The following is a 25,850-nucleotide window of genomic DNA, read 5'->3' on the forward strand; positions in this document are numbered from 1 at the left end:
TCTCCCCGAGTGGACGGCAACGGGCAGCTCGATGGGCCTCGAGGGCCGGTCGTCAACTTTCCGCGAGGATGTGCGAGAGCTCCTGATCCAGATCGAAGTGCCGGTGCTCCGTGCCGGGCGGCACGGCGGCGTCGGTCCGCTTCAGGAAGGATTCCAGGGCCCGCGCCGGGGCCTCGAGCAGAGCCTCGCCCTCCGGGGAGCTCAGGGCGATGCACACGACGCCCTGGCCATGACTGCGCGACGGCCAGACACGGACGTCGCCGGTCCCGGTGGGACGGTGGAGCCCCTCGGCCAGGAGGTCGCGGGCGAACACCCACTCGACGGTCTCTTCGGCTCCGGTGTGGAAGGTGGCGTGCACGGCGTAGGGGTCGGCCGTGTCGTACCGCAGGCCTGCGGGGACAGGCAGGGAGGACTCGCTCGACACAACGAGGCGCAGGTGCAGCTCGCAGCTGACCGTGGTGTTCATAAGCGCCAGGGCCTTTCGCTCAGTGTGCGCTCGGGGATTCGCACGTCGGCGAAATCGACATGCCACCTACGGTGCCGTTGTAAACCCCTCTGAGTGTTTTGCATGGCTTTACGTAACTCTTCCGGCCGAGAACCTGTTCGCTCGGTACGTCCATTACGGTGACTTGTTTCTCTCCGGTAGTGTCGAGCACGTGAATACGGGGAGTGACGATGCGGGCGGTGGTGCCGTGGTGTCGGACGGGGCGAAGGGCGAGACGGGGACCGGCCGGGCCGGCGGGAGCGACGGGGCCGGGGAGGCCGCGAAGGCCGGGGACGCCGGCGAGGCGCCGGAGCGGCAGGGCCTCGGCTCACGCGCGCCCGATTTCGTCCGGTCACGCCGCGTGCTGCACCTCAGCTGGCAGGTCGGGGTCTTCGTCGTCGGGCTCGCGGTCGTCGGCGCCGGAGTCGTCATGCTCCCGCTGCCCGGACCGGGCTGGGTGGTGATCTTCGGCGGCATGGCGATCTGGGCGACCGAGTTCGTCTGGGCCCAGCTCGTCCTGCGCTGGACCAAGCGAAAGGTCACCGAGGCGGCCCAGCGGGCCCTCGACCCCGAGGTGCGCCGCCGCAACATCGCCCTGACGGTGATCGGCCTGGTGATCGCGGGGATCCTGCTCGGGTTCTACGTGTCGGAGTACGGCTTCACGACGCCCTGGAACATCCGCGGCCGGTGAGCGCGCGCCGGTGATCGTCCGGGGCCGCCGGGGCCTGGTCCCGGGCATCCGCTGACATGCGGTAATGTTCTTCCTGCGCCCGGGCGATTAGCTCAGTGGGAGAGCGCTTCGTTCACACCGAAGAGGTCACTGGTTCGAACCCAGTATCGCCCACCCGGACCGGCGGCCCGTCTGCGATCACGCAGGCGGGCCGCCGTCGTTCACCCACCGGACGGTGACGGTCCGTTACTCGTGACGACATCGGAAGAGGCGCGCGGACGGATCGGCGAAGAGCGCCTTTCCGCTCGCCGCGCATTCCATGAGCACTTCCCCGCACCGGCCCGGCGGAAAATCCCCGGCGTTTTCCAAAACGCCGTCACTTTCCTTTGCCCGTAAGCAGGAAGGGGCCGATCCGCAATCACATAAGGGCTGGTGGGGAAGCGCCGCCGCACGGGCGGCGGCGCTCGCGCCCAGTGTGGTCCGCGTCCTGCCGCACGGCCATGAGTACGCGTACTCAGATGCCGGGGGAGCGCGGCGCGCGGCGGGCACACTGAGGGCCATGGACTGGACCCACTACCGCTTCCGCAGCCTGTGGTCCCTGCCCGCGCCGCCGGCCGCCGTGTACGAGGCGCTCGCGCGCATGGAGGACTATCCGCGGTGGTGGCCGCAGATCCGGGAGGTGCGCGAGGTGCGGCGGTCCGGCGAGGTGACCGGCGTCGTCCGCATCCGCTCCGTGCTGCCGTACGACATCACCGTCACCGCGCGCGAGGTGCGCAGGGACCCGGCGGCCGGCGTCCTGGAGGTCACGATGACCGGCGACCTCGACGGCTGGGCGCGCTGGACCCTCACCGCGCACGGCGCCGGCACCCTCGCCCGCTACGACCAGGCGGTCCGCGTGAACAAACCCCTGCTCAGGCGCTTCGCCGTGCCCGGGCGGCCGGTGTTCCGGCTGAACCACCGGCTGATGATGCGCGCGGGACGGCGGGGCCTGGCGGCCCACCTGGAAGCGGTTTGAAGGAAGGCCGCCGGCACCTGTATTGTTCAGTGCGTTCCCGGGCGATTAGCTCAGTGGGAGAGCGCTTCGTTCACACCGAAGAGGTCACTGGTTCGAACCCAGTATCGCCCACCGGGAAGGCCGGTCCGTCTGTGCGGACCGGCCTTTTTGCATGGTCACGTGCGTGGTCCGCGCATGGTCGCGCGCGTGGTCACGCGGCCGCCGCCGGAAGCTCCGGTCGCAGCGGCCACGACGGGTCCACCGTCTCCTCCGCCCCGCTGCGCGCGAACCACGCCTGGAGGCCGCGCGCCTGCGCCGCGTGCCAGCCGGTCTGCAGGGTGTGCAGTTCGGCCGGGGTCAGCCGGTCCAGACGGGACGCGAAACGGCGGCCGAGCGCGCGCACCACCTCCAGCGCGGCCAGCGCGTCCGCCGCCGCGTCGTGCGCGTCCTGGAGCACCACCTCGTAGTGCGCGCACAGGTCGGTGAGCGTGCGCCGGCCCTTGCGGTAGCGGTCCAGATGCTTGTCCAGCACCCGCGGATCGAGCACGCACAGCGGCGACGACTCGAACCAGCGGTCCAGCGACGACGCCCGGTGCCGGCGCAACTCCCGATCCAGCAGCGTCAGATCGAACGGCGCGTTCATCACCACCAGCGGCCGCCCCAGCGCCGCCTGCTCCGCCAGCTCCTCGGCTATCTCGTACATCACCGGGGCCGGCCAGCGCCCGTTGCGCTGCAGATGGTCCTGTGTCAGCCCGTGCACCGCCGTCGCCGCCTCCGGCACCGGAACGCCCGGGTTCACCAGCCAGCGGGCCATCCGCGGCCGGGAGCCCGGAGCGTCCTGGACGACGACGGCGGCCGACACGATCCGGTCGGTCTCCACGTCGACGCCCGTGGTCTCCGTATCGAAGGCGGCCAGCGGCCCCTCGTACCAGCAGCACGTCATGTCGACCACAACTCCTCGCTCACCCACGGCAGCTGACGCACCGTCTTCTGCCCGTTTGGTGATACCCGGGCTGTTTGCGCCGTACGCCGGAAGGACACAACAGGAATACGGGTCTTTGCAGTTCACAGGCCCATGACGGGGACTCACCCGGCAATTCCTCCGGCGTGGAAGGCTGTTGGTCATGGCGATAGCGCAGCCCGAGCGGGGCGGGCTGCTGCCCGAGCGTGCGGGCACCCTGCGCGGCACCCTCGCCACCACCGCCTGCATGGAGACACTGCAGGTCGGCTATCTGCACGCGGTCGCGGCGGCCGCCGGCTGCTCGCTGTCGCAGCCCTTCCCGGACAACGGCATCGACTGGCACGTCAGCCACAGCGCCCCCGGGCACACCGTCGACGACGAGGTGACCATCAAGGTCCAGCTGAAGTGCACCTACCAGGTGCCGCCCCACCCCCCGGGCCGGTTCTTCTCCTTCACCCTCGACAACGACCACCTGGCCAAGCTCGCCCGCACCCCCGTCTCGGTGCACAAGATCCTGGTCGTGATGATCGTGCCCCGCTCCCAGGACCAGTGGCTGCGCGCCGGGCACGACCGGCTCGACCTCAGGCACTGCTGCTACTGGGTCAACCTCGCCGGCCACCCCATCACCGGCAGGCACCGCACCACCGTGCGGATCCCCACCTCGCGCATCTTCGACGACCGGGCCCTGTGCGAGATCATGACGCGGGTCGGGACGGGAGGCAGACCGTGACGCACCGCCCCCTCGACGAGCCCCTGCGGCCGGTGCGGCCGCACCCGGTGGAGTCCGCCTGGAACCGGCCCCGGCCCGCCCAGGTGGACCCCGCCGTGCTCGCCGCGCTGCTGCACCGGCACGGCTGGCAGCGGCGCGGCGGCGCCGGCGGACGCTACGGCCGCTGGACCCCGCCAGGACCGGGCGGCGCCGGGACCAGCCTGCTGGTGCCCGTCAGCCGCGCCTACCCCGACAGCGACGACCTGCTCGGCGAGGCGCTCGACGCGCTCGCCCGCAGCGGCACCCCGTCCGCGCGGGAGGTGCTGCTCGCGCTCTGCCTGCCCAGCGACGAGATCCGCTGGTGGCGGGACGTGCCGGGCGGACCGGCCGACGCCGCGCCCTGGACCGTCGAGGAACGGCTGCGCTCCGCCGCACGTCAGACCCTCCTCGCCGCCGCGCTCGCCACCCGCGCGCGGGCCGGCTACCACGGCGCCCGCCACCGCCGCTCGGCCACCGCCTGCCTGGAGGACGTCCTCGTGGGCTCCGCGACCGACGGCCGCCGCCTGACCGCCTTCGTGCCGGTCGACCCGGGCCGCCCGCTCGCCGTGCGGCTCCACCAGGCCGTCTACGCCGTGCGCGAGGCCATCGACTACCAGCGGGCCACCGGCGCCATGGACGCCTTCGACGGCGCGGTCCGCGCGGGCGCGAGCCGCGAGCTCACCGAGGCCCTCGTCACCCTCGTGCGCGGCACCGAAGGCGCCCGCATCGCGGTCGAGTGGGCGCCCGCCGCCGGTGTGCCCGAGGACTGCGCGGCCGCCGCCGAGGCCGTCGAGTTCACCCCCGGCGACCTGCCCGTGCTGCGCGAGGCCGGCGCCCGCTATCTGCGGGCCGAGCCCTCGGTTCCGGTGCGGATCACCGGCACCGTGGTGCGGATGCGCAGGTCCCAGCCGCGCGGCGAGGGCACCGTACGGCTGCGGGTGATGGCCGGCGTCGAGGTGCCCTACGTCCGCGTCACCCTCGACGAGGAGGACTACCGCACCGCCGGGCACGCCCACCTCCTGGGGCTGCCGGTGCGGGTGCTGGGGCGGCTGGAGAGCCGGGGCGGCTTCCGCCGGCTCACGGACGCCTGCGGGGTCGTACCCGTGCCGGTGGACGACGAGGAGCGGGACCGGCTGATGAAGTCCGTCCGGGAGAGCGGCCGGGACACGGACTTCCTCGACGAGACGTGCGGCACCGGCGACGAGGACGCGCCGGGCGCCGGAGAACCCGACTGAGCGAAACGGCGAGCACGACCGTGCGCGGACCGGACACGGGCCACCGAGCGGGGACCGAGGGTGACCGGCATGGGTCGGCGAGGGTGACCTGCATGGGCCGGGGAGCGTGATTGGGCGCGGACCGGAGCGTGCGACCGAGTACGGACCGGAGCGTGCGGGCGCGGACGACCGTGTGCCGGTGGGCATGACCGTGCGCGGACCGGCGAGCGTGACCGGGTGCGGACTGGAGTGTGTGACCGTGCGCGGACTGAACGCGACCGGCACGGGCCGGGGAGCGCGGCCGGCGCGGGCCCGGAGCCCGACCGGCACGGCCGGAGCGGGCGATCGGGCGGAGACCGTGGGTGACCGTTTCGCGGTGGGCGGGTCCGGCTCGGTACGATCCCAGTCATGCGCGCGCTCCCGGTATGGCGCCGCATCCCACCTGCAGTCAGGAGAGACCGGTGTCAGACGTCCGTGTGATCATCCAACGCGATTCCGAGCGGGAAGAGCGCACGGTGACGACGGGCACCACGGCCGCCGACCTCTTCGCCGGCGAGCGCTCGGTCGTCGCCGCCCGCGTCGGCGGTGAGCTCAAGGACCTCGCCTACGAGGTCGGGGACGGCGAGACCGTCGAGGCCGTCGAGATCTCCTCGGAGGACGGCCTCAACATCCTGCGCCACTCCACCGCGCACGTCATGGCGCAGGCCGTGCAGGAGCTCTTCCCCGAGGCCAAGCTCGGCATCGGCCCGCCCGTCAAGGACGGCTTCTACTACGACTTCGACGTGGCCCGGCCCTTCACGCCCGAGGACCTCAAGGCCGTCGAGAAGAAGATGCAGGAGATCCAGAAGCGCGGCCAGCGCTTCTCCCGCCGGGTCGTCACCGACGACGCCGCCCGCGAGGAACTCGCCGACGAGCCGTACAAGCTCGAGCTGATCGGCCTCAAGGGCTCCGCCTCCAGCGAGGACGGCGCGGACGTCGAGGTCGGCGCCGGCGAGCTGACGATTTACGACAACCTCGACGCCAAGACCGGCGAGCTGTGCTGGAAGGACCTCTGCCGCGGTCCCCACCTGCCCTCCACCCGGCTCATCCCGGCGTTCAAGCTGATGCGCAACGCGGCCGCCTACTGGCGCGGCAGCGAGAAGAACCCCATGCTCCAGCGCATCTACGGCACCGCCTGGCCGTCCAAGGACGAGCTCAAGGCGTACCTGGACTTCCTCGCCGAGGCGGAGAAGCGCGACCACCGGAAGCTGGGCAACGAGCTCGACCTGTTCTCCATCCCCGAGCAGATCGGCTCCGGGCTCGCCGTCTTCCACCCCAAGGGCGGCATCGTCCGCCGCGTGATGGAGGACTACTCGCGCCGCCGCCACGAGGAGGAGGGCTACGAGTTCGTCTACACCCCGCACGCCACCAAGGGGAAGCTCTTCGAGACCTCGGGCCACCTCGACTGGTACGCCGAGGGCATGTACCCGCCCATGCAGCTCGACGAGGGCGTGGACTACTACCTCAAGCCCATGAACTGCCCGATGCACAACCTGATCTTCGACGCGCGCGGCCGCTCCTACCGCGAACTGCCGCTGCGCCTCTTCGAGTTCGGGACTGTGTACCGGTACGAGAAGTCGGGCGTCGTGCACGGGCTGACCCGCGCCCGCGGCTTCACCCAGGACGACGCGCACATCTACTGCACCAGGGAGCAGATGGCCGACGAGCTCGACAAGACGCTCACCTTCGTCCTCAACCTGCTGCGCGACTACGGCCTCACCGACTTCTACCTCGAACTGTCCACCAAGGACCCGGAGAAGTTCGTCGGCTCCGACGAGGTGTGGGAGGAGGCCACCGAGACCCTGCGCCAGGTCGCCGAGAAGCAGGGCCTGCCGCTGGTCCCCGACCCGGGCGGCGCCGCCTTCTACGGCCCGAAGATCTCCGTCCAGGCCAAGGACGCCATCGGCCGCACCTGGCAGATGTCCACCGTCCAGCTCGACTTCAACCTGCCGGAGCGCTTCGACCTGGAGTACACCGCGGCCGACGGTTCCAAGCAGCGCCCGGTCATGATCCACCGCGCGCTGTTCGGCTCCATCGAGCGATTCTTCGCCGTGCTGCTCGAGCACTACGCGGGCGCCTTCCCGGCGTGGCTGGCCCCGGTGCAGGCCATCGGCATCCCGGTGGGCGACGCGCACGTGGAGTACCTCCAGAAGTTCGCCGCGGACGCGAAGAGGAAGGGCCTGCGGGTCGAGGTGGACTCCTCCTCGGACCGTATGCAGAAGAAGATCCGGACCGCGCAGAAGCAGAAGGTCCCCTTCATGATCATCGTCGGTGACGACGACATGAACGCGGGCACGGTGTCCTTCCGCTACCGCGACGGCTCCCAGGAGAACGGCATTCCGCGGGACGAGGCCATCGCCAAGCTCGTCGACGTGGTGGAGCGCCGCGCGCAGGTGTGATCCGGCCCCCCGAAGCGGGCGGCGAAGGCCCCCGAGGGCAGCCTCGGGGGCCTTTCCCGGTCGCGGGCCGGGACGCCATATGCTGCACGCATGACGAGTGAGCCGGAGCAGCAGATCGGAGTGGGGACGCAGGACGCGTTCCAGCGCCTGTGGACGCCCCACCGGATGGCCTACATCCAGGGCGAGAACAAGCCGACCGGCCCCGGCGCCGGCGACGGCTGCCCCTTCTGCTCCATCCCGGCCAAGTCCGACGAGGACGGCCTGATCGTCCGGCGCGGCGAGCAGGTGTACGCGGTGCTCAACCTCTACCCGTACAACGGCGGCCACCTGATGACCGTGCCCTACCGGCACGTCGCCGACTACACCGACCTCACGGCCGCGGAGACCGCCGAGCTGGGGGAGCTGACCAAGCAGGCGATGCGGGCCCTGCGCACCGCCTCCGGCGCCCAGGGCTTCAACATCGGCATGAACCAGGGCTCGGTCGCGGGCGCCGGCATCGCCGCCCACCTCCACCAGCACATCGTGCCCCGCTGGGGCGGCGACACCAACTTCATGCCGGTGGTCGGCCACACGCGCGTACTGCCCCAACTCCTCGCCGACACCCGCAAGATGCTCGCGGAGGCCTGGCCGGCGACCTGAGGACCGCGACCGTCCGGCGCTCTAGGACGAGGCCGCTCGGGCCGACGGGCCGGTCCGGGGGCAGAGCCCCCGGAGGTCGAACGTCCGTCCAGTACGCCGTACCGCCCACGCCGCCACAGGCGCTACGCGTCGTAGACGTCGGCCTTCTTCGGCGACGCCTCCTGGATCGCGCCGCTGAGGACCGACGAGCGGGAGCCGAACTTCTCCACGTCCACGCCGTTCTCCCGGAGAACCTTCAGCGCCGCCGCGTGCACCACCCGCAGCACGGGAGTGGCGGCGCGCAGCGCGTCGTCGGCCATGAAGCGGTGGCGCCAGGGCTGGTCGGCCCAGGCGTGCCGCAGACCGAACGGCTCGGGCAGGGTCAGGCTGCCGCCGAGCCAGTTCAGCAGCGGAGGGTAGGCGGTGAGCGGGGCGCGGGCGGCCAGCCGTACGACCTCGTCGGCGTCGACCAGGGGGAGCTTGACCTTGCGGGTCTCCCAGAAGCGGACCGCCTTCTGCACCTCCTTCTCCCTGGCCGCCGGCTTCTCGTTGAACAGGGAGTTGACCGGGCCCAGGGCGTGCCCGGTGACCTCGATACGCAGGGTGTCGTGCAGCACCGTCACCGTGATCAGCATGGTGATCACCAGGTGCCCGTCCCACAGGGTCCACTGCACGCCCAGGTAGTGCCGGTCGCCGCCGCCGAACTGCTGCTTGTTGCAGATGTCCTGTATGGCGTGCGTCTTGACGGTGTACGCCTCGACGTCGGTGCCGCTCGGCCGGGAGACCTCCTTGGCGTTCTCCCCGATCGGGGTGACGACCCAGTGCTTGATGGACGGCTTGGGGAAACCGCCGGTGTTGATGGGGGTGCGCTCCAGCATCCCGAGGCCGCCCTGGATCGCGGTGATCACGTCCCAGCTGCGGAAGGGGTGGAAGTCCTTGCCCGGCTCGGCGGAGACCAGTTCCTCGGCCAACTGCCAGCTGCCCCACCGGGTGCCCATGCCGAGTATGCCCTTGGGCCCCGCGTAGAAGACCGAGTTGGAGCGCTGCTCGGCGCTGAGCCGGGCGAGCTCCTTGCGCACCTGCTCGGCCGCGTCACCGGGGCTGCCCGGCACCGCCTCGGGGATCTTGGCGCCCACGCCGCCGCCGGAGAGCAGGCCCTCCCAGCGCTCCCGCAGGTCGCGCGCCGTGCGCTCGCAGATCCGCTTGGCCCAGAACCAGCCGACGACCGGCATGATCACCGTCGCACGCGCGTACCACGCCCAGAAGCCGTGGAAGGGCATCTTGATCAGGAACAGCACGGCGAGCGCGCCCATCGCGACCAGCAGCACCGTGCCGAGGGCGCTCGCGCGCTTGTCCTCACGCCGGCTGACGTTGGTGCGCAGCACGAACACCAGCAGCCACACCAGGAAGCCGGGCAGGAACAGCACCCCGCACAGCACGGTGACGGCCGTGAGCCAGTTGTCCCGCTCGCGGCGGATGCGGTGGGCGGCCAGGCAGTGCTCCACCACCACCTGCGGCTCCAGCCCGAAGGACTGGATGAGGGGCAGCCGCCCGGCGCCGAGCATCCGGTCGATCACCGCGCGGGAGAACGCCTCGCCGAGCCGGGGCCGGAAGATCTTCCCCCACCGGCGGGGCGGGCTGACCTTCGACTGGTGCCACTCGTTGTCCGCGGCGAGGATCTTGGTCACCTCGTCGTCCCGGTACGCGGCCGCGGCCAGCGCGTAGGTGGCCGCCGTCTGCCCCGCCGAGCCCGACAGGGGCACCTGCGCCCCGGGACTGAAATCGAATCCGTCCGTCACTGCCGCCCCCACTGCCGCCGCGTCTGCACCTGCGGCCTTCCCGACTTCCCTGCCCCGCACACCTGTTGATCAGGTCATCAGCGTATCCGTACCCACCCGCGCCGGAGGGCGGACGGCCGAAGCCGCCCGCCCGTGCGAAGTGAAGCGTTCCGTGCCCGCGCGGCCGCCGGGTTGTGCGCCGGGCGTGCCAACGGCCCGGGCGCACAACCTTTTTGGCCACGACTACGACTCCTCGCGCTCCTGCTGCCGCAGCCGGTCGGCCACCTGCGGCGGCATCGGCTCGTGACGGACGTAGCGGCGGTCGAAGCGGGCGGTGCCGTGGGACAGGGACCGCAGGTCGACCGCGTACCGGCCGATCTCGATCTCCGGCACCTCGGCCCGTACGAGGGTGCGGCCGCCGCTGACCTGCTCGGTGCCCTGCACGCGGCCGCGCCGGCCGGACAGGTCGCTCATCACGGCGCCCACGTACTCGTCGCCGACCAGCACGCTCACCTCGGCCACCGGCTCCAGCAGGTGGATCTTCGCGTCGGCCGCCGCCTCGCGCAGCGCGAGCGCGCCCGCCGTCTGGAAGGCCGCGTCGGAGGAGTCCACCGAGTGCGCCTTGCCGTCCAGCAGCGTGACCCGGACGTCGATCAGCGGATGGCCCGCGGCGACGCCCTTCGCGGCCTGCGCGCGCACGCCCTTCTCGACGGACGGGATGAACTGCCGGGGCACGGCCCCGCCGACCACCTTGTCGACGAACTCGATGCCCGAGCCACCGGGCAGCGGCTCCACCTCGATCTCGCAGATCGCGTACTGCCCGTGCCCGCCGGACTGCTTGACGTGCCGGCCGCGGCCCGCCGCCCGGTCCGCGAACGTCTCCCGCAGGGAGACCTTGTGCGGTACGACGTCGACCTGGACGCCGTAGCGGCTGCGCAGCCGCTCCAGGGCCACGTCCGCGTGGGCCTCGCCCAGGCACCACAGCACCACCTGGTGGGTGTCCTGGTTCTGCTCCAGGCGCATGGTGGGATCCTCGGCGACCAGCCGGGACAGGCCCTGGGACAGCTTGTCCTCGTCCGCCTTGCTGTGCGCCTGGATGGCCACCGGCAGCAGCGGGTCGGGCATCTGCCAGGGCTCCATCAGCAGCGGGTCGTCCTTCGAGGACAGGGTGTCGCCGGTCTCCGCGCGGCCCAGCTTGGCCACGCACACCAGGTCGCCGGCGACGGCGTGCGTCACCGGGTGCTGCTGCTTGCCGAACGGCGTGGACAGCGCGCCGATCCGCTCGTCCACGTCGTGGTCCTCGTGCCCGCGGTCGGCCAGCCCGTGCCCGGAGACGTGCACCGTCTCGTCGGGGCGCAGGGTGCCGGAGAAGACGCGGACCAGGGAGATCCGGCCGACGTAGGGGTCGGAGGAGGTCTTGACGACCTCGGCGACCAGCGGCCCCTCGGTGTCGCAGGCCTTGAGCTCGCGCGGCTCGCCGTCGGTGGTGGTGACCCCGGGCAGGGGATGCTCGAACGGGGTCGGGAAGCCGCCGGTGATCAGCTCCAGCAGCTCCACCGTGCCCAGGCCCTGCCGGGCGCCGTCGGCCGCGGGGGCGGCGGCCAGGACGGGGAAGAACGCTCCGCGTGCGACGGCCCGCTCCAGGTCCTGGATCAGCGTCGTGACGTCGACCTGCTCGCCGCCGAGGTAGCGGTCCATGAGGGTCTCGTCCTCGCTCTCGGCGATGATCCCCTCGATGAGCCGGTTGCGGGCCTCCTCAAGGCCCGGCAGCTGGTCCTCGCCCGGCTCGGACTCCTTGCGCTCGCCGGCGGAGTAGTCGAACAGCTTGCGCGTCAGCAGCCCGGTCAGGCCGGTCACGGGCGCGTGCCCGTCGGGGCCCTGCGGGCCGTGCAGGGGCAGGTACAGCGGCAGCACCGCGTCGGGGTCGTCCGCGCCGAAGGCCTCCGCGCAGACCCGGGTCATCTCCTCGAAGTCCGCGCGGGCGGCCTCAAGGTGGGTGATCACGATGGCGCGCGGCATGCCGACCGCCGCGCACTCCTCCCACACCATGCGGGTCGAGCCGTCCACGCCGTCCGAGGCCGAGACGACGAAAAGGGCCGCGTCCGCCGGTCGCAGACCGGCCCTGAGCTCCCCGACGAAGTCGGCGTAGCCGGGGGTGTCCAGAAGGTTGATCTTGATGCCGTCCCATTCGACCGGCACCAGGGAGAGCTGCACCGAGCGCTGCTGCCGGTGCTCGATCTCGTCGTAGTCCGAGACGGTGCCGCCGTCCTCGACGCGGCCCGCCCGGTTCACGGCCCCCGCGGTCAGCGCGAGAGCCTCCACCAAGGTCGTCTTGCCCGATCCGGAGTGGCCGACCAGCACCACATTCCGTACGGACGCGGGATGGTCGGCCGCCACTGCCCTGCCGGCGGCCCCGGGGTGTGTATGCGCCTTGTCGCCCATGATCCTGCCTCCCGTTGACGGTGAGGTCACTGTGGGCGCGGACACGCGGCACCGCGTGCACTGGCGGCTCCTGCGACGCCCGCGGTCCTTCGAGCTTTCCACTCCCGTCACCGCCCGTCCATACGAACAACCCGATCCCGCCGGGCCCCGCACCCCCGCCCACTGCAACCCGGCACCCCCACGACCCCGCCCGGGTCTCCCCGGGGCCGTGGCCCCCGGGGAGGTCCTCCGGACCGGCGTTCGGGCGCTCGGGATCCGGCCCGGTGTCTGGGTCCTCGGGATCCGGCCCGGCGTCCGGGCCTCGGCCGCCGGGCCGCCGTCCGGGTCTCGGCATCCGGCCCTCGGCGTCCGGCCGGGGTTCGGTGCCTTGGCTTAGTGCCTGGTGCCTGGGGCCTCGGGCCTGGGCATCCGGGGTGCCCCGGCTGCCGCCCTGCCGCCTTGTCCGCGGCTTGTTGCCGGCACGACGACCATTACGTGGTCCTCGGCCTCCGGTCCGGGTCCGTCCGCCGGTCCGTCCCGTGCGCGCCCGTGTCGGTGTCGGTCCGGGCGTGCGTCCGCCGGTCCGCCCGGCACGCGTCGGTGCCGGCTCCCGGCTGCGGTATCGCGGCCGAGCCGCCGGCCCCGGCACGAGGACCACTGCGTGGTGCTTGGCCTCCGGTCCGGCGTCCGTTCGCCGGGTTGCCCTGTCCGCGGGCGCGTATCGGCTTCGGTCCGGGCAGCCGTTCGCCGGTCCGCCCGGCACGCGTCGCTGCCGGTCCCGGCTCCGACACCGCGGTCGAGCCGCCGGTCCCGGCCCCGCCTCCGCCACATCCCCGCTCTGCCCCGGCGTCCTCGCGCTGCCCCCCGTCCCCGCCCTGCCCGCGTCCCCGGGACGCCGGGCGCCCCGCGTCCCCGGCGTCCCCGGCAAGCGCCCCGTGCGTGCCGTTGAGGGCGGGGCTGTGGGTGCCCGGGCGTCGGGCGTGGGGGTGCGTGGCTACGATGGGCCAGCCGGTGGCCAGCAGGGGCGTCCGGCTACACCGACCCTCGGGAAGGCCATGCTGAACAAGTACGCGCGTGCATTCTTCACGCGTGTCCTCACACCGTTCGCCGCGTTTCTCATCCGCAGGGGCGTGTCGCCCGACACGGTGACGCTCATCGGCACGGCCGGAGTGGTCGCGGGCGCGCTGGTCTTCTACCCCAGGGGCGAGTTCTTCTGGGGCACGGTCGTCATCACGCTGTTCGTGTTCTCCGACCTCGTCGACGGCAACATGGCCCGCCAGCTGGGCCGCTCCAGCCGCTGGGGCGCCTTCCTGGACTCCACCCTCGACCGGGTCGCCGACGGCGCGATCTTCGGCGGCTTCGCCCTGTGGTACGCGGGCAGCGGCGACGACAACGTGCTGTGCGCGGTCTCGATCTTCTGCCTGGCCAGCGGCCAGGTCGTGTCGTACACCAAGGCCCGCGGCGAGTCCATCGGCCTGCCCGTCGCCGTCAACGGGCTCGTCGAACGCGCCGAGCGCCTCGTGATCTCCCTGGTCGCGGCGGGCTTCGCGGGCCTGCACAAGTTCGGCGTCCCCGGCATCCAGTACCTGCTGCCCGTCGCCCTGTGGATCGTGGCCGCGGGCAGCCTGGTCACGCTGATCCAGCGCGTGGTCACCGTCCGCCGCGAGTCGGAGGAGGCGGAGGCCGCGGCCGCCCCCCAGGGCACGCGGGGGAGCGAGGCGGCGAAATGAGCGCCCGGGAGAGCCTCACCGATGCCCTGTACGGCCTCGGCTGGAGCACCGTGAAGAAACTCCCCGAGCCGGCCGCCGTGCGCCTGGGCCGCACCGTCGCCGACCTCGCGTGGAAGCGGCGCGGCAAGGGCGTGCTGCGCCTGGAGGGCAACTACGCGCGCGTGGTGCCGGACGCCGGCCCCGAGCGCCTCGCGGAACTCTCCCGCGCGGGCATGCGGTCGTACCTGCGCTACTGGATGGAGTCCTTCCGCCTGCCCGCCTGGAGCCCCGAGCGCATCCGCGCCGGCTTCGACCCCAAGGACCTCCACCACCTCACCGACGGCCTCGCCTCCGGCCGGGGCGTCGTCCTGGCCCTGCCCCACCTGGCCAACTGGGACCTGGCCGGCGCCTGGGTCACCACGGCGCTCGGCACCCCCTTCACCACGGTCGCCGAGCGGCTGAAGCCCGAGACGCTCTACGACCGCTTCGTCGCCTACCGCGAGGGCCTCGGCATGGAGGTCCTGCCGCACAGCGGCGGCTCCGCCTTCGGCACCCTGGCCCGGCGGCTGCGCGACGGCGGCCTGGTCTGCCTGGTCGCCGACCGCGACCTGTCCGCCTCCGGCGTCGAGGTGAAGTTCTTCGGCGAGAGCGCCCGGATGCCCGCCGGACCCGCCCTCCTCGCCCAGCAGACGGGCGCCCTGCTGCTGCCCGTCACCCTGTGGTACGACGACTCGCCCGTCATGCGCGGTCGCGTCCACCCGCCCATCGAGGTACCGGAGACAGGTACCCGGGCCGAGAAGACGTCCTCCATGACACAGGCGCTGGCCGACGCCTTCGCCACCGGCATCGCCGACCACCCGGAGGACTGGCACATGCTCCAGCGCTTGTGGCTCGCGGACCTCACCCCGCGCCCCGCGGACGGGGAGCGCCCGTGAGGATCGGCATCGTCTGCCCCTACTCCTGGGACGTCCCGGGCGGCGTCCAGTTCCACATCCGCGACCTCGCGCAGTACTTCATCGGGCTGGGCCACGAGGTGTCCGTCCTCGCGCCCGCCGACGACGACACCCCGCTGCCGCCGTACGTCGTCTCGGCCGGCCGCGCGGTGCCGGTCCCGTACAACGGCTCGGTGGCCCGCCTCAACTTCGGTTTCCTCTCCGCGGCCCGGGTGCGGCGCTGGCTGCACGAGGGACGCTTCGACGTCATCCACATCCACGAGCCGACCTCGCCGTCGCTGGGCCTGCTGACCTGCTGGGCGGCCCAGGGCCCGATCGTGGCCACCTTCCACACCTCCAACCCGCGCTCACGCGCGATGATCGCCGCGTACTCGATCCTCCAGGCCGCCCTGGAGAAGATCAGCGCCCGGATCGCCGTGAGCGAGTACGCCCGGCGCACCCTCGTCGAGCACCTGGGCGGCGACGCGGTGGTCATCCCCAACGGCGTCGACGTCGACTTCTTCGCCGACGCCGAGCCCAGGCCCGAGTGGCAGGGCGGCACGATCGGCTTCATAGGGCGCATCGACGAGCCCCGCAAGGGCCTGCCCGTGCTGATGCGCGCCCTGCCGAAGATCCTCGCCGAGCGTCCGGGCACCCGGCTGCTGGTCGCGGGCCGCGGCGACGAGAAGGAGGCGGTGGAGTCGCTGCCGAAGGAGCTGCGCCCGCGCGTGGAGTTCCTCGGCATGATCAGCGACGAGGACAAGGCCCGCCTCCTGCGCAGCGTCGACCTCTACGTGGCTCCCAATACCGGCGGCGAGAGCTTCGGCATCATCCTCGTCGAGGCCATGTCCGCCGGCGCCCCCGTGCTCGCCGCCGACCTGGACGCCTTCGCCCAGGTCCTGGACCAGGGCAAGGCGGGCGAGCTGTTCGCCAACGAGGACGCGGACGCCCTCGCCGGCGCGGCCGTGCGCCTCCTGGCCGACCCCGACCGCCGGGCCGAGCTCCGCGAACGCGGCAGCGCCCACGTGCGCCGCTTCGACTGGTCCACGGTCGGCGCGGACATCCTGTCCGTCTACGAGACGGTCACGGCGGGCGCCGCGGCCGTGGCGACGGACGACCGCACCTCGAGCCTCAGAGCCCGCCTGGGCCTGACCCGCGACTGAGGCGGGCCCCCGCCGCCCTCCCCCGGGCCGGTTCGCCCGGGGGGGGGGCGCCCCATGGCGCCCCGATAGCCTGCCGACCGTGACCGCAACCCTGATCTGGATCCTCGTGGCGCTGGTCGCCGTCGGCCTCTACCTGAGCTGGACGGCCGGGCGGCTGGACCGGCTGCACGCCCGTATCGACGCCGCACGCGCCGCCCTCGACGCGCAATTGCTGCGCCGCGCCTCCGTGGCGCAGGAGCTGGCGACCTCCGGCGTCCTCGACCCCGCCGCCTCCATCGTGCTGTACGAGGCCGCGCACGCCGCGCGCCAGGCCGAGGAGGACCAGCGGGAGGTCGCCGAGAGCGAGCTGAGCCAGGCGCTGCGCGCGGTGTTCGCCGAGACCCCGCAGGTGGAGGCGGTCCGCGAGGCCCCCGGCGGTGAGGAGGCGGCGCACGAGCTGACCGAGGCGGTGCGCAGGGTGCCGATGGCCCGCCGCTTCCACAACGACGCCGTGGGCGCCGCCCGCAGGCTCCGCGAACACCGCAAGGTCCGCTGGTTCCGCCTGGCGGGGCACGCCCCCTTCCCCATGGCCTTCGAGATGGACGACGAACCGCCGACGGCGCTGGTGGAACGGGCCGCCTAGCCCGCCGCCGCCCGCGGGCCGGGCCAAAAGGATCCACCGGCTCCCCATTGGCCCTTGCCGTGGACTGGTCCATTCGCGTTTCCTCGGGGTTGCATCAAACCCCTCTTTTCCACCGATGTGAGGTCACCCGTGTCCACCACGATTCCCGACTCCGCCCAGACTCCCGAGACCGGCACCGCCCGCGTCAAGCGCGGCATGGCCGAGCAGCTCAAGGGCGGCGTGATCATGGACGTCGTCACGCCGGAGCAGGCGAAGATCGCCGAGGACGCGGGCGCCGTCGCCGTCATGGCCCTGGAGCGCGTCCCGGCCGACATCCGCAAGGACGGCGGCGTGGCCCGCATGTCCGACCCGGACATGATCGAGGGCATCATCGACGCCGTCTCCATCCCGGTCATGGCCAAGTCCCGCATCGGCCACTTCGTCGAGGCCCAGGTCCTGCAGTCCCTCGGCGTGGACTACATCGACGAGTCCGAGGTCCTCACCCCGGCCGACGAGGTCAACCACTCCGACAAGTGGGCGTTCACCACCCCCTTCGTCTGCGGCGCCACCAACCTCGGCGAGGCCCTGCGCCGCATCGCCGAGGGCGCGGCCATGATCCGCTCCAAGGGCGAGGCCGGCACCGGCAACGTCGTCGAGGCGGTCCGCCACCTGCGCCAGATCAAGAACGAGATCGCCCGCCTGCGCGGCTACGACAACCACGAGCTGTACGCCGCCGCCAAGGAGCTGCGCGCCCCCTACGAGCTCGTCAAGGAGGTCGCCGAGCTCGGCAAGCTCCCGGTGGTGCTGTTCTCCGCCGGCGGCGTGGCCACCCCGGCCGACGCCGCCCTGATGCGCCAGCTCGGCGCCGAGGGCGTCTTCGTCGGCTCCGGCATCTTCAAGTCCGGCGACCCGGCCAAGCGCGCCGCCGCCATCGTGAAGGCCACCACCTTCTACGACGACCCGAAGATCATCGCGGACGCCTCCCGCAACCTGGGCGAGGCCATGGTCGGCATCAACTGCGACACCCTCCCCGAGACCGAGCGCTACGCCAACCGCGGCTGGTAATCACCTCCATGTCCAACGAAGCCCCTGTCATCGGCGTCCTGGCCCTCCAGGGCGACGTACGGGAGCACCTCATCGCCCTGGCCGCGGCCGACGCCGTGGCCAGGCCGGTGCGGCGCCCCGAAGAGCTCGCCGAGGTCGACGGCCTGGTCCTCCCCGGCGGCGAGTCCACCACCATCTCCAAGCTGGCCGTCCTGTTCGGAGTGATGGACCCGCTACGCGCGCGCGTGCGCGACGGCATGCCCGTCTACGGCACCTGCGCGGGCATGATCATGCTGGCCGACAAGATCCTCGACCCGCGCTCGGGCCAGGAGACCGTCGGCGGCATCGACATGATCGTGCGCCGCAACGCCTTCGGGCGCCAGAACGAGTCCTTCGAGGCCGCGGTCGACGTCAAGGGCGTGGAGGGCGATCCTGTCGAGGGCGTCTTCATCCGTGCCCCCTGGGTCGAGTCCGTCGGCGCCGGGGCCGAGGTGCTCGCCGAGCACGACGGCCACATCGTCGCGGTCCGCCAGGGCGACGCGCTGGCCACGTCGTTCCACCCGGAACTGACCGGCGACCACCGCGTGCACCGGCTGTTCGCCGACATGGTGCGAGCCAAGAGGGCACCCGGATCCTTGTAGGATCTCTGGAGTTCGTACAGAGACGGGTTACGCGAAGGAGACAGGCAGATGTCCGGCCACTCTAAATGGGCCACGACGAAGCACAAGAAGGCCGTCATCGATGCCAAGCGCGGCAAGCTCTTCGCGAAGCTGATCAAGAACATCGAGGTCGCGGCCCGGATGGGCGGGGTCGACCTCGAGGGCAACCCGACGCTCTACGACGCCGTCCAGAAGGCCAAGAAGCAGTCGGTGCCCAACAAGAACATCGACTCCGCGATCAAGCGCGGCGGTGGTCTCGAGGCCGGCGGCGCCGACTACGAGACGATCATGTACGAGGGTTACGGGCCGAACGGTGTCGCGGTGCTCATCGAGTGCCTCACCGACAACCGCAACCGCGCCGCATCCGAGGTGCGCGTCGCCATGACCCGCAACGGCGGTTCCATGGCCGACCCGGGCTCGGTGTCGTACCTGTTCAACCGCAAGGGCGTCGTCATCGTCCCCAAGGGCGAGCTGACCGAGGACGACGTCCTGGCCGCCGTCCTGGACGCCGGCGCCGAGGAGGTCAACGACCTCGGCGAGTCCTTCGAGGTCATCAGCGAGGCCACCGACCTGGTCGCGGTCCGCACCGCCCTCCAGGAGGCCGGCATCGACTACGACTCCGCCGACGCCAACTTCGTCCCCACCATGCAGGTCGAACTGGACGAGGAGGGCGCCAAGAAGATCTTCAAGCTGATCGACGCCCTCGAGGACAGCGACGACGTGCAGAACGTCTTCGCCAACTTCGACGTCAGCGACGAGGTCATGGAGAAGGTCGACGCCTGAGCACGCCGAATGGCCCGCCGAAAATTCCTTCGGCGGGCCATTCTTCGTTCGGGCGACGTGGATCAGCCGTCGATCTCCTTGATGGAGCCGGTGTGCTTCAGGTGGCCCTTGCCGTCGGCCGGGACGGTCGCGGCCTTCATGTACTCCACCTTGCCGTCCTTCCACCAGATGTTGATCGTGGCCTCGGTCTTGCAGATGTTGTGGAAGTACACGGTCGTGGTCGAAATGCCGTCACCGTACGAGTAGTTGAAGCATCCGCTGCGGCCCTTCGTCAGGCCCGACGAAGCCGTGGCGGCCTGCGCGGGAGTGGCGACGGCCACCCCGGCCAGCAGCATGGAAGCGGTCACGGCGATCTTGGCCATCGAGCGCATGGGTTCCCCGATTCTCTTGTCTTCAGCGATATGGACGTCTGTCCGACGTCGGCCGGACGATGGTCTTTCGTACGGCCGTTCGAGAACTTATAAGTGATCAAGCGGGGGAAGCAATCGGGAATCCGTCGCGCATACCGGGCGTCCAGCGACTTTCCCAGACATCCTCACCTGGTACGTTTTGATCCTTTGCCTGTGCTTGATCAACTGGGTCGGGGACGCGTTGTCGGCGCCGCCGCATAACCTGGCACACCAGCGGGGCCGGAAGCCCCGAGTCGGCACAGAGGAACAGAGGGGGTGGCGGAGCGCGATGCGCGTACTCGGTGTGGACCCTGGGCTCACGCGATGCGGTGTCGGCGTGGTCGAGGGCGTCGCGGGCCGGCCGCTGACCATGCTGGGAGTGGGCGTCGTCCGCACGCCCGTGGACGCCGACCTCGGCCACCGTCTCGTGGCCGTCGAGCAGGGCATCGAGGCGTGGCTGGACGAGCACCGGCCCGAGTTCGTCGCCGTCGAGCGGGTGTTCAGCCAGCACAACGTGCGCACCGTGATGGGCACCGCCCAGGCCAGCGCCGTCGCCATGCTGTGCGCCGCCCGGCGCGGCATCCCCGTCGCGCTGCACACGCCCAGTGAGGTCAAGGCCGCCGTCACCGGCAGCGGTCGCGCCGACAAGGCACAGGTCGGGGCCATGGTCACGCGGCTGCTCCGGCTGGGCGCACCGCCCAGGCCGGCCGACGCCGCCGACGCCCTCGCGCTCGCCATCTGCCACATCTGGCGCGCCCCCGCTCAGAACCGGCTCCAGCAGGCGGTCGCCCGCCACACCGTCAGATCAACGAAAGGCCGAACGGCATGATCGCCTTCGTCAGCGGCACGGTCGCCGCACTCGCCCCCGACGCAGCCGTCGTCGAGGTCGGCGGCGTCGGCATGGCCGTCCAGTGCACGCCGAACACGCTGTCGGCCCTCCGCCTCGGGCAGCCCGCCAGGCTGCACACGTCACTCGTGGTCCGCGAGGACTCCCTCACCCTGTACGGCTTCGCCGACGACGACGAACGCCAGACTTTCGAACTGCTCCAGACGGCGAGCGGAGTGGGTCCGCGCCTGGCTCAGGCCATGCTGGCCGTGCACACCCCGGACGCACTGCGCCGCGCCGTGGCCACCGATGACGAGAAGGCCCTCACCGCCGTGCCCGGCATCGGCAAGAAGGGCGCCCAGAAGCTGCTGCTGGAGCTCAAGGACCGCCTCGGCGAGCCCCTCGGCGCGCCGGTCGTGGGCGCGCCCGTCAGCCAGGGCTGGCGGGACCAGCTGCACGCGGCCCTCATCGGCCTCGGCTACGCCACCCGGGAGGCCGACGAGGCCGTCGCCGCCGTCGCCCCGCAGGCCGAGGGCGCGGACGGCACCCCGGAAGTGGGCCGGCTGCTCAAGGCTGCCCTGCAGACTCTGAACCGCGCCCGCTGACCCCACGACGATCGAGGCACACTCCATGAACTGGGACGACACGACCGACAGCCACGCTTCGGAGCGGCTCGTCGGTGCGTCCGCCGACCGTGAGGACCAGGCCGTCGAGGCCGCCCTGCGCCCCAAGGACCTGGGCGAGTTCATCGGCCAGGAGAAGGTCCGCGAACAGCTCGACCTCGTGCTGCGCGCCGCACGCGCGCGCGGCGCCACCGCCGACCACGTGCTGCTCTCCGGCGCCCCCGGCCTCGGCAAGACCACCCTGTCCATGATCATCGCCGCCGAGATGGGCGCGCCCATCCGCATCACCTCGGGCCCTGCCATCCAGCACGCCGGCGACCTCGCCGCCATCCTCTCCTCCCTCCAGGAGGGAGAGGTCCTCTTCCTCGACGAGATCCACCGCATGTCCCGGCCCGCCGAGGAGATGCTCTACATGGCGATGGAGGACTTCCGCGTCGACGTCATCGTCGGCAAGGGCCCCGGCGCCACCGCCATCCCCCTGGACCTGCCCCCCTTCACCCTGGTCGGCGCCACCACCCGCGCGGGACTGCTCCCGCCCCCGCTGCGCGACCGCTTCGGCTTCACCGCGCACATGGAGTTCTACGAGCCCGCCGAGCTGGAGCGGGTCGTGCACCGCTCGGCGCACCTGCTCGACGTGGAGGTCGACACCGACGGCGCCGCCGAGATCGCCGGCCGCTCCCGCGGCACCCCCCGCATCGCCAACCGCCTGCTGCGCCGCGTCCGCGACTACGCGCAGGTCAAGGCGGACGGCGTCATCACCCGCGAGATCGCCGCGGCCGCCCTCGCCGTCTACGAGGTGGACGCCCGCGGCCTCGACCGGCTCGACCGTGCGGTGCTCCAGGCACTGCTGAAACTGTTCGGCGGCGGCCCGGTGGGCCTGTCCACCCTCGCCGTCGCGGTGGGGGAGGAGCGCGAGACCGTGGAGGAGGTCGCCGAGCCCTTCCTCGTACGCGAGGGCCTGCTCGCCCGCACCCCGCGCGGGCGGGTGGCGACCCCCGCGGCCTGGGCACACCTGGGCCTGACCCCGCCCCGTCCGGCCTCCGCGGGAAACGGACAACAAGATCTGTTCGGGGCGTGACGCGAACGGCATTGGCCCCGGGAGGAACCCAGGTGCCATGCTGAGCGTTGTTCCTTGCGCGCGGACTCGCTTAGACTCCGCCGATGCCGCCTCAGCGGGCAGCACACATACCCCCAACCATCAGGCCGCTCACTTCGCGGTCGTGTGAAGGAAGTACCGACCCGTGAGTCTCGTGACCCTCCTCCCGTTCATCGTGCTCATCGGGGCCATGTTCCTGATGACCCGGTCGGCCAAGCGCAAGCAGCAGCAGGCCGCCCAAATGCGGAACCAGATGCAGCCCGGCAGCGGAGTCCGCACCATCGGGGGCATGTACGCCACGGTCAAGGAGGTCAGCGACGACACGGTCCTCCTCGACGCGGGCCCGGGCGTCGAGCTGCTGTTCGCCAAGAACGCGATCGCGACCGTCCTGACGGACGACGAGTACAACCGCATCGTCCACGGCATCGAGCACGACCTGAAGTCCGACACCGACATCGTCCCGGACGACGCCTCCTCCCTCACCGGCACCGACGGGACCGGCGATTCCGCCGCCGCTGCCGCCGCCTCCGACGACAAGATCGACCTCGGCAAGAAGGACGCCGAGGACGGCACCGAGGCTCCCGAGGTCGCCGAGGTCGAGGCGCAGGACGAGCCCAAGAAGAGCGACGGCGACTCCGGCACGAAGTAGTCACGCCCCGGTGGTGTTCGCGGCATAATCCCGCCCCGGGCACCACCGGGCGTGCCTGTTTCCCGCACGGAACAGCCCGACACCATGTCACGGCCGACCGCGCCCACCGGCGTGGAGCGGCCCGAGAGGGAGTACGAGAAGGTGGCAGCACCTAAGAGGGGCCGGAGCGCGAGCGCCCAGAGCAAGCCGGGGCGCTCGCTGGCCCTCATCCTGATCGCCATCGTGGCGCTCACCGGCGGAATGTTCGCCTCGGGACATACCACCCCCCGTCTCGGTATCGACCTCGCCGGTGGAACCAGCATCACGCTGACGGCGGTCAACCAGCCGGGGCAGCCCAACGCGATCAACAAGGCCAACATGGACACCGCGGTCGACATCATGAACCGCCGTGTCAACGGTCTGGGCGTGTCGGAGACGGAGGTCCAGACACAGGGCGATCGCAACATCATCGTCAACATCCCGCGCGGCACGAACTCCAAGGAAGCGCAGCAGCAGGTCGGCACCACCGCCAAGCTGTACTTCCGCCCGGTGCTGCAGCAGGAGGTCTCCGGCGCCCCCGGTCAGAGCCCGTCGCCGGGCGCGACCTCCGGCGGCAGCTCCTCGCCGAAGCCGGGCGCCGGCCCCTCCACCGGCTCGACCCCGCAGGCCAAGGGCTCCTCGTCCGCCACCGCGACTCCCAAGGCGACGCCGACGTCCCAGGGCCGTGCCGTCACCGACGCCCTGAAGGCCGGCTCCACCCCCTCGCCGAGCGCGTCCACCTCCCCGGGCGCCAAGCCGTCGGCGACTCCCTCCCCCTCGGCGAGCAGCGCCTCCGCCGGCCTCCAGGCCCGCTACGCCGCCCTCGACTGCACCAAGCCCGCAGAGCAGGCCGGTGCCGGCAAGGACGCCAAGCCCAGTGAGCCCACCGTCGCGTGCGGCCAGGACGGCAAGGTCTGGAGCAAGTTCCTGCTCGGACCGGTCGCGGTCGACGGCCAGGAGGTGAAGAAGGCGCAGGCCGCCTTCGACACCCAGGGCGCCAGCGGCTGGCAGGTCCAGATGACCTTCAACTCCAAGGGCTCGAGCAAGTTCGCCGACATCACCGGTCAGCTGGCCCAGAAGCCCAGCCCGCAGAACGAGTTCGCGATCGTCCTCGACGACCAGGTGGTCTCCCACCCGTACGTGCAGACGGCCATCACCGGCGGCAACGCGGAGATCTCCGGCCACTTCACCCAGCAGGAGGCGCAGAGCCTCGCCAACATGCTGTCGTACGGAGCGCTCCCGCTGACCTTCAAGGAGTCGAGCGTCACCACCGTGACCGCCGCTCTCGGTGGCGAGCAGCTGCAGGCGGGCCTCATCGCCGGCGCGATCGGCCTGGCCCTGGTGGTCCTCTACCTCGTGGTGTACTACCGCGGTCTGTCGCTCGTCGCCGTCGCGTCCCTGTCGGTCTCGGCGATCCTCACCTACGTGATCATGGCCCTGCTCGGCCCGACCATCCACTTCGCGCTGAACCTGCCGGCGGTCTGCGGCGCCATCGTCGCCATCGGTATCACCGCCGACTCGTTCATCGTCTACTTCGAGCGCATCCGGGACGAGATCCGTGAGGGCCGTTCGCTGCGACCCGCGGTCGAGCGGGCCTGGCCGCGCGCCCGGCGCACCATCCTGGTGTCCGACTTCGTCTCGTTCCTCGCCGCCGCCGTCCTGTTCATCGTGACCGTCGGCAAGGTCCAGGGCTTCGCCTTCACGCTCGGCCTGACCACCCTGCTGGACGTGGTCGTCGTCTTCCTGTTCACCAAGCCGCTGATGACGCTCCTCGCCCGCCGCAAGTTCTTCGCGAACGGCCACAAGTGGTCCGGCCTCGACCCGAAGAGCCTGGGCGCGAAACCGCCGCTGCGCCGCACCCGCCGTCCCGCCGGTCCGACCGCCGGCCCTGTCGACCCGAAGGAGGCATGAGCGATGTCGAAACTCGGCAACCTCGGCGCTCGACTGCACCGCGGCGAGATCAGCTACGACTTCGTCGGCAAGCGCAAGATCTGGTACGGCATCTCCATCCTGATCACCATCACGGCCATCGTCGGCCTGGCGGTGCGCGGCCTGAACATGGGCATCGAGTTCCAGGGCGGAGCGGTCTTCACCACCCCGAAGACCAGCGCCACGGTGGCCCAGGCCGAGCAGTACGCCAAGCAGGCCTCCGGTCATGACGCCGTGGTGCAGAAGCTCGGCACCGGCGCGCTGCGCGTCCAGATCGCGGGGATCGACACCGGCAAGTCCGACGCGATCAAGGACACGCTGGCCAAGGACCTGAACGTCAGCTCGGAACAGATCAACGCCGACCTGGTCGGCCCGAGCTGGGGTGAGCAGATCGCCAACAAGGCCTGGGAAGGCCTGGCGATCTTCATGGTCCTCGTCGTGATCTACCTGGCGATCGCCTTCGAGTGGCGCATGGCCGTGGCAGCGCTGGTCGCCCTGATCCACGACATCACGATCACCACCGGCATCTACGCCCTGGTCGGCTTCGAGGTCACCCCCGGCACGGTCATCGGTCTGCTGACGATCCTCGGATACTCGCTCTACGACACGGTTGTCGTCTTCGACAGCCTCAAGGAGCAGACGAAGGACATCACCAAGCAGACCCGCTTCACCTACAGCGACATCGCCAACAGGTCGATCAACGGCACACTGGTGCGCTCCATCAACACCACCGTGGTCGCCCTGCTGCCGGTCGCGGGTCTGCTGTTCATCGGAGGCGGTTTCCTCGGGGCCGGCACGCTGAACGACATCTCGCTGTCGCTCTTCGTCGGCCTCGCGGCCGGTGCGTACTCCTCGATCTTCATCGCCACCCCGCTCGTCGCCGACCTCAAGGAGCGCGAGCCGCAGATGAAGGCCCTGCGCAAGCGCGTCCTGGCCAAGCGGGCGCAGTCCGGCGCCGAGGGCGAGCCGGTGCCGGTGGGCGGCGCGGAGGCGGCGTTCGACGACGAGGCCGAGGACGCGGCGCCCGCCGTGGTCGGCCCGCGCGGCCAGTCCGCGTCCCGCGGCCGCGGCCGCGGCCGGCCTTCGGGGAAGCGCCGATGACC

General features: G+C 71.6%; 24 protein-coding genes and 2 tRNA genes. 21 read left to right on the forward strand and 5 right to left on the reverse strand.

Annotated elements, in window-relative coordinates:
- Positions 1 to 52: 52 nt before the first annotated feature.
- On the reverse strand, positions 53 to 466 hold the full coding sequence (locus IE217_RS26580) for an SsgA family sporulation/cell division regulator (RefSeq protein ID WP_004002642.1): 414 nt from the start codon (positions 464 to 466) through the stop codon (positions 53 to 55).
- 190 nt (positions 467 to 656) lie between these two features.
- On the opposite strand from IE217_RS26580, the gene IE217_RS26585 reads away from it, so the two are divergent.
- The 4 genes from IE217_RS26585 to IE217_RS26600 all read left to right on the forward strand — a co-directional run bounded on the left by IE217_RS26585 (position 657) and on the right by IE217_RS26600 (position 2,280).
- Positions 657 to 1,175, forward strand: coding sequence for a TIGR02611 family protein (locus IE217_RS26585; protein WP_190180484.1), 519 nt, complete (start codon positions 657 to 659; stop codon positions 1,173 to 1,175).
- A gap of 81 nt (positions 1,176 to 1,256) precedes the next feature.
- Positions 1,257 to 1,328: transfer RNA gene (locus IE217_RS26590), tRNA-Val, on the forward strand.
- Positions 1,329 to 1,713: 385 nt separating this feature from the next.
- Positions 1,714 to 2,169, forward strand: coding sequence for an SRPBCC family protein (locus IE217_RS26595; RefSeq protein WP_190180485.1), 456 nt, complete (start codon positions 1,714 to 1,716; stop codon positions 2,167 to 2,169).
- Positions 2,170 to 2,208: 39 nt separating this feature from the next.
- Positions 2,209 to 2,280 (forward strand) — tRNA-Val (locus tag IE217_RS26600).
- Between the two features lie 79 nt (positions 2,281 to 2,359).
- On the opposite strand, the gene IE217_RS26605 is transcribed toward IE217_RS26600, so the two are convergent.
- Entirely contained in the window at positions 2,360 to 3,091 is a 732-nt protein-coding gene (locus tag IE217_RS26605) for a 3'-5' exonuclease (protein ID WP_190180580.1), read from the reverse strand.
- Between the two features lie 181 nt (positions 3,092 to 3,272).
- Between IE217_RS26605 and IE217_RS26610 the strand changes: the two genes are divergently transcribed.
- The 4 genes from IE217_RS26610 (at position 3,273) to IE217_RS26625 (ending at position 8,148) form a co-directional block, all read left to right on the forward strand.
- A complete protein-coding gene (locus tag IE217_RS26610; RefSeq protein WP_190180486.1) occupies positions 3,273 to 3,839 on the forward strand; it encodes a DUF4365 domain-containing protein in 567 nt (188 codons plus the stop codon).
- The gene (locus IE217_RS26615) at positions 3,836 to 5,092 is read left to right on the forward strand and encodes a hypothetical protein (RefSeq protein WP_190180487.1); all 1,257 of its coding nucleotides are present in this window, start codon (positions 3,836 to 3,838) and stop codon (positions 5,090 to 5,092) included. Before IE217_RS26610 ends, IE217_RS26615 begins: the two co-directional genes overlap by 4 nt.
- Before the next feature lie 440 nt (positions 5,093 to 5,532).
- Complete coding sequence (gene thrS, locus IE217_RS26620) at positions 5,533 to 7,509, forward strand: threonine--tRNA ligase (protein WP_190180488.1); 1,977 nt, start codon at positions 5,533 to 5,535, stop codon at positions 7,507 to 7,509.
- A gap of 90 nt (positions 7,510 to 7,599) precedes the next feature.
- Positions 7,600 to 8,148, forward strand: coding sequence for an HIT family protein (locus IE217_RS26625; protein WP_190180489.1), 549 nt, complete (start codon positions 7,600 to 7,602; stop codon positions 8,146 to 8,148).
- Positions 8,149 to 8,270: 122 nt separating this feature from the next.
- Here the strand turns inward: IE217_RS26625 and IE217_RS26630 are convergent, their stop codons facing one another.
- Entirely contained in the window at positions 8,271 to 9,926 is a 1,656-nt protein-coding gene (locus IE217_RS26630) for an AbeC-like domain-containing protein (RefSeq protein ID WP_190180490.1), read from the reverse strand.
- A 222-nt stretch (positions 9,927 to 10,148) separates the two neighbouring features.
- Complete coding sequence (locus IE217_RS26635) at positions 10,149 to 12,347, reverse strand: elongation factor G-like protein EF-G2 (protein ID WP_190180491.1); 2,199 nt, start codon at positions 12,345 to 12,347, stop codon at positions 10,149 to 10,151.
- 1,034 nt (positions 12,348 to 13,381) lie between these two features.
- On the opposite strand from IE217_RS26635, the gene pgsA reads away from it, so the two are divergent.
- The 7 genes from pgsA to IE217_RS26670 all read left to right on the forward strand — a co-directional run bounded on the left by pgsA (position 13,382) and on the right by IE217_RS26670 (position 19,217).
- Entirely contained in the window at positions 13,382 to 14,056 is a 675-nt protein-coding gene (gene pgsA, locus IE217_RS26640; RefSeq protein ID WP_190180492.1) for a phosphatidylinositol phosphate synthase, read from the forward strand.
- Positions 14,053 to 14,970: a phosphatidylinositol mannoside acyltransferase gene (locus IE217_RS26645; RefSeq protein ID WP_190180493.1), complete on the forward strand. Its 918-nt coding sequence runs from the start codon at positions 14,053 to 14,055 to the stop codon at positions 14,968 to 14,970. The genes pgsA and IE217_RS26645 overlap by 4 nt, the downstream gene beginning before the upstream one ends.
- Entirely contained in the window at positions 14,967 to 16,130 is a 1,164-nt protein-coding gene (locus IE217_RS26650) for a glycosyltransferase family 4 protein (RefSeq protein WP_190180494.1), read from the forward strand. Before IE217_RS26645 ends, IE217_RS26650 begins: the two co-directional genes overlap by 4 nt.
- A gap of 79 nt (positions 16,131 to 16,209) precedes the next feature.
- On the forward strand, positions 16,210 to 16,752 hold the full coding sequence (locus IE217_RS26655) for a LemA family protein (RefSeq protein WP_190180495.1): 543 nt from the start codon (positions 16,210 to 16,212) through the stop codon (positions 16,750 to 16,752).
- A gap of 129 nt (positions 16,753 to 16,881) precedes the next feature.
- The gene (gene pdxS / locus IE217_RS26660; protein WP_190180496.1) at positions 16,882 to 17,796 is read left to right on the forward strand and encodes a pyridoxal 5'-phosphate synthase lyase subunit PdxS; all 915 of its coding nucleotides are present in this window, start codon (positions 16,882 to 16,884) and stop codon (positions 17,794 to 17,796) included.
- A gap of 8 nt (positions 17,797 to 17,804) precedes the next feature.
- Positions 17,805 to 18,416, forward strand: coding sequence for a pyridoxal 5'-phosphate synthase glutaminase subunit PdxT (pdxT, locus tag IE217_RS26665; protein ID WP_190180497.1), 612 nt, complete (start codon positions 17,805 to 17,807; stop codon positions 18,414 to 18,416).
- Between the two features lie 48 nt (positions 18,417 to 18,464).
- A complete protein-coding gene (locus IE217_RS26670) occupies positions 18,465 to 19,217 on the forward strand; it encodes a YebC/PmpR family DNA-binding transcriptional regulator (protein WP_190180498.1) in 753 nt (250 codons plus the stop codon).
- A gap of 62 nt (positions 19,218 to 19,279) precedes the next feature.
- Here IE217_RS26670 and IE217_RS26675 read toward each other — a convergent pair whose 3' ends face one another.
- The gene (locus IE217_RS26675; RefSeq protein ID WP_190180499.1) at positions 19,280 to 19,588 is read right to left on the reverse strand and encodes a hypothetical protein; all 309 of its coding nucleotides are present in this window, start codon (positions 19,586 to 19,588) and stop codon (positions 19,280 to 19,282) included.
- Positions 19,589 to 19,895: 307 nt separating this feature from the next.
- Here IE217_RS26675 and ruvC point away from each other — a divergent pair, with 307 nt between their 5' ends.
- The 6 genes from ruvC (at position 19,896) to secF (ending at position 25,848) form a co-directional block, all read left to right on the forward strand.
- The gene (gene ruvC, locus IE217_RS26680) at positions 19,896 to 20,435 is read left to right on the forward strand and encodes a crossover junction endodeoxyribonuclease RuvC (protein ID WP_190180500.1); all 540 of its coding nucleotides are present in this window, start codon (positions 19,896 to 19,898) and stop codon (positions 20,433 to 20,435) included.
- Positions 20,432 to 21,037, forward strand: a complete 606-nt coding sequence (ruvA, locus tag IE217_RS26685; protein ID WP_190180501.1) for a Holliday junction branch migration protein RuvA — start codon at positions 20,432 to 20,434, stop codon at positions 21,035 to 21,037. Before ruvC ends, ruvA begins: the two co-directional genes overlap by 4 nt.
- 25 nt (positions 21,038 to 21,062) lie before the next feature.
- Complete coding sequence (gene ruvB, locus IE217_RS26690; protein WP_190180502.1) at positions 21,063 to 22,133, forward strand: Holliday junction branch migration DNA helicase RuvB; 1,071 nt, start codon at positions 21,063 to 21,065, stop codon at positions 22,131 to 22,133.
- 163 nt (positions 22,134 to 22,296) lie between these two features.
- Entirely contained in the window at positions 22,297 to 22,800 is a 504-nt protein-coding gene (gene yajC, locus IE217_RS26695; protein WP_190180503.1) for a preprotein translocase subunit YajC, read from the forward strand.
- Positions 22,801 to 22,941: 141 nt separating this feature from the next.
- Positions 22,942 to 24,729, forward strand: coding sequence for a protein translocase subunit SecD (gene secD, locus IE217_RS26700; RefSeq protein ID WP_190180581.1), 1,788 nt, complete (start codon positions 22,942 to 22,944; stop codon positions 24,727 to 24,729).
- 3 nt (positions 24,730 to 24,732) lie between these two features.
- Positions 24,733 to 25,848, forward strand: coding sequence for a protein translocase subunit SecF (gene secF / locus IE217_RS26705; protein WP_190180504.1), 1,116 nt, complete (start codon positions 24,733 to 24,735; stop codon positions 25,846 to 25,848).
- Positions 25,849 to 25,850 lie beyond the last annotated feature (2 nt).

Source organism: Streptomyces naganishii JCM 4654 (assembly GCF_014650575.1).
In the GTDB taxonomy this organism is placed as follows: Bacteria; Actinomycetota; Actinomycetes; order Streptomycetales; family Streptomycetaceae; genus Streptomyces; species Streptomyces naganishii.

Bases quoted from the DNA above. Each gene is read 5' to 3' on its own strand.
- IE217_RS26580 (WP_004002642.1), bottom strand. From the start codon at position 466: ATGAACACCACGGTCAGCTGCGAGCTGCACCTGCGCCTCGTTGTGTCG.
- IE217_RS26595 (WP_190180485.1), top strand. From the start codon at position 1,714: ATGGACTGGACCCACTACCGCTTCCGCAGCCTGTGGTCCCTGCCCGCG.
- IE217_RS26605 (WP_190180580.1), bottom strand. From the start codon at position 3,091: ATGACGTGCTGCTGGTACGAGGGGCCGCTGGCCGCCTTCGATACGGAG.
- IE217_RS26610 (WP_190180486.1), top strand. From the start codon at position 3,273: ATGGCGATAGCGCAGCCCGAGCGGGGCGGGCTGCTGCCCGAGCGTGCG.
- IE217_RS26625 (WP_190180489.1), top strand. From the start codon at position 7,600: ATGACGAGTGAGCCGGAGCAGCAGATCGGAGTGGGGACGCAGGACGCG.
- IE217_RS26635 (WP_190180491.1), bottom strand. From the start codon at position 12,347: ATGGGCGACAAGGCGCATACACACCCCGGGGCCGCCGGCAGGGCAGTG.
- pgsA (WP_190180492.1), top strand. From the start codon at position 13,382: ATGCTGAACAAGTACGCGCGTGCATTCTTCACGCGTGTCCTCACACCG.
- IE217_RS26645 (WP_190180493.1), top strand. From the start codon at position 14,053: ATGAGCGCCCGGGAGAGCCTCACCGATGCCCTGTACGGCCTCGGCTGG.
- pdxT (WP_190180497.1), top strand. From the start codon at position 17,805: ATGTCCAACGAAGCCCCTGTCATCGGCGTCCTGGCCCTCCAGGGCGAC.
- IE217_RS26670 (WP_190180498.1), top strand. From the start codon at position 18,465: ATGTCCGGCCACTCTAAATGGGCCACGACGAAGCACAAGAAGGCCGTC.
- IE217_RS26675 (WP_190180499.1), bottom strand. From the start codon at position 19,588: ATGCGCTCGATGGCCAAGATCGCCGTGACCGCTTCCATGCTGCTGGCC.
- ruvC (WP_190180500.1), top strand. From the start codon at position 19,896: ATGCGCGTACTCGGTGTGGACCCTGGGCTCACGCGATGCGGTGTCGGC.
- ruvA (WP_190180501.1), top strand. From the start codon at position 20,432: ATGATCGCCTTCGTCAGCGGCACGGTCGCCGCACTCGCCCCCGACGCA.
- ruvB (WP_190180502.1), top strand. From the start codon at position 21,063: ATGAACTGGGACGACACGACCGACAGCCACGCTTCGGAGCGGCTCGTC.
- secF (WP_190180504.1), top strand. From the start codon at position 24,733: ATGTCGAAACTCGGCAACCTCGGCGCTCGACTGCACCGCGGCGAGATC.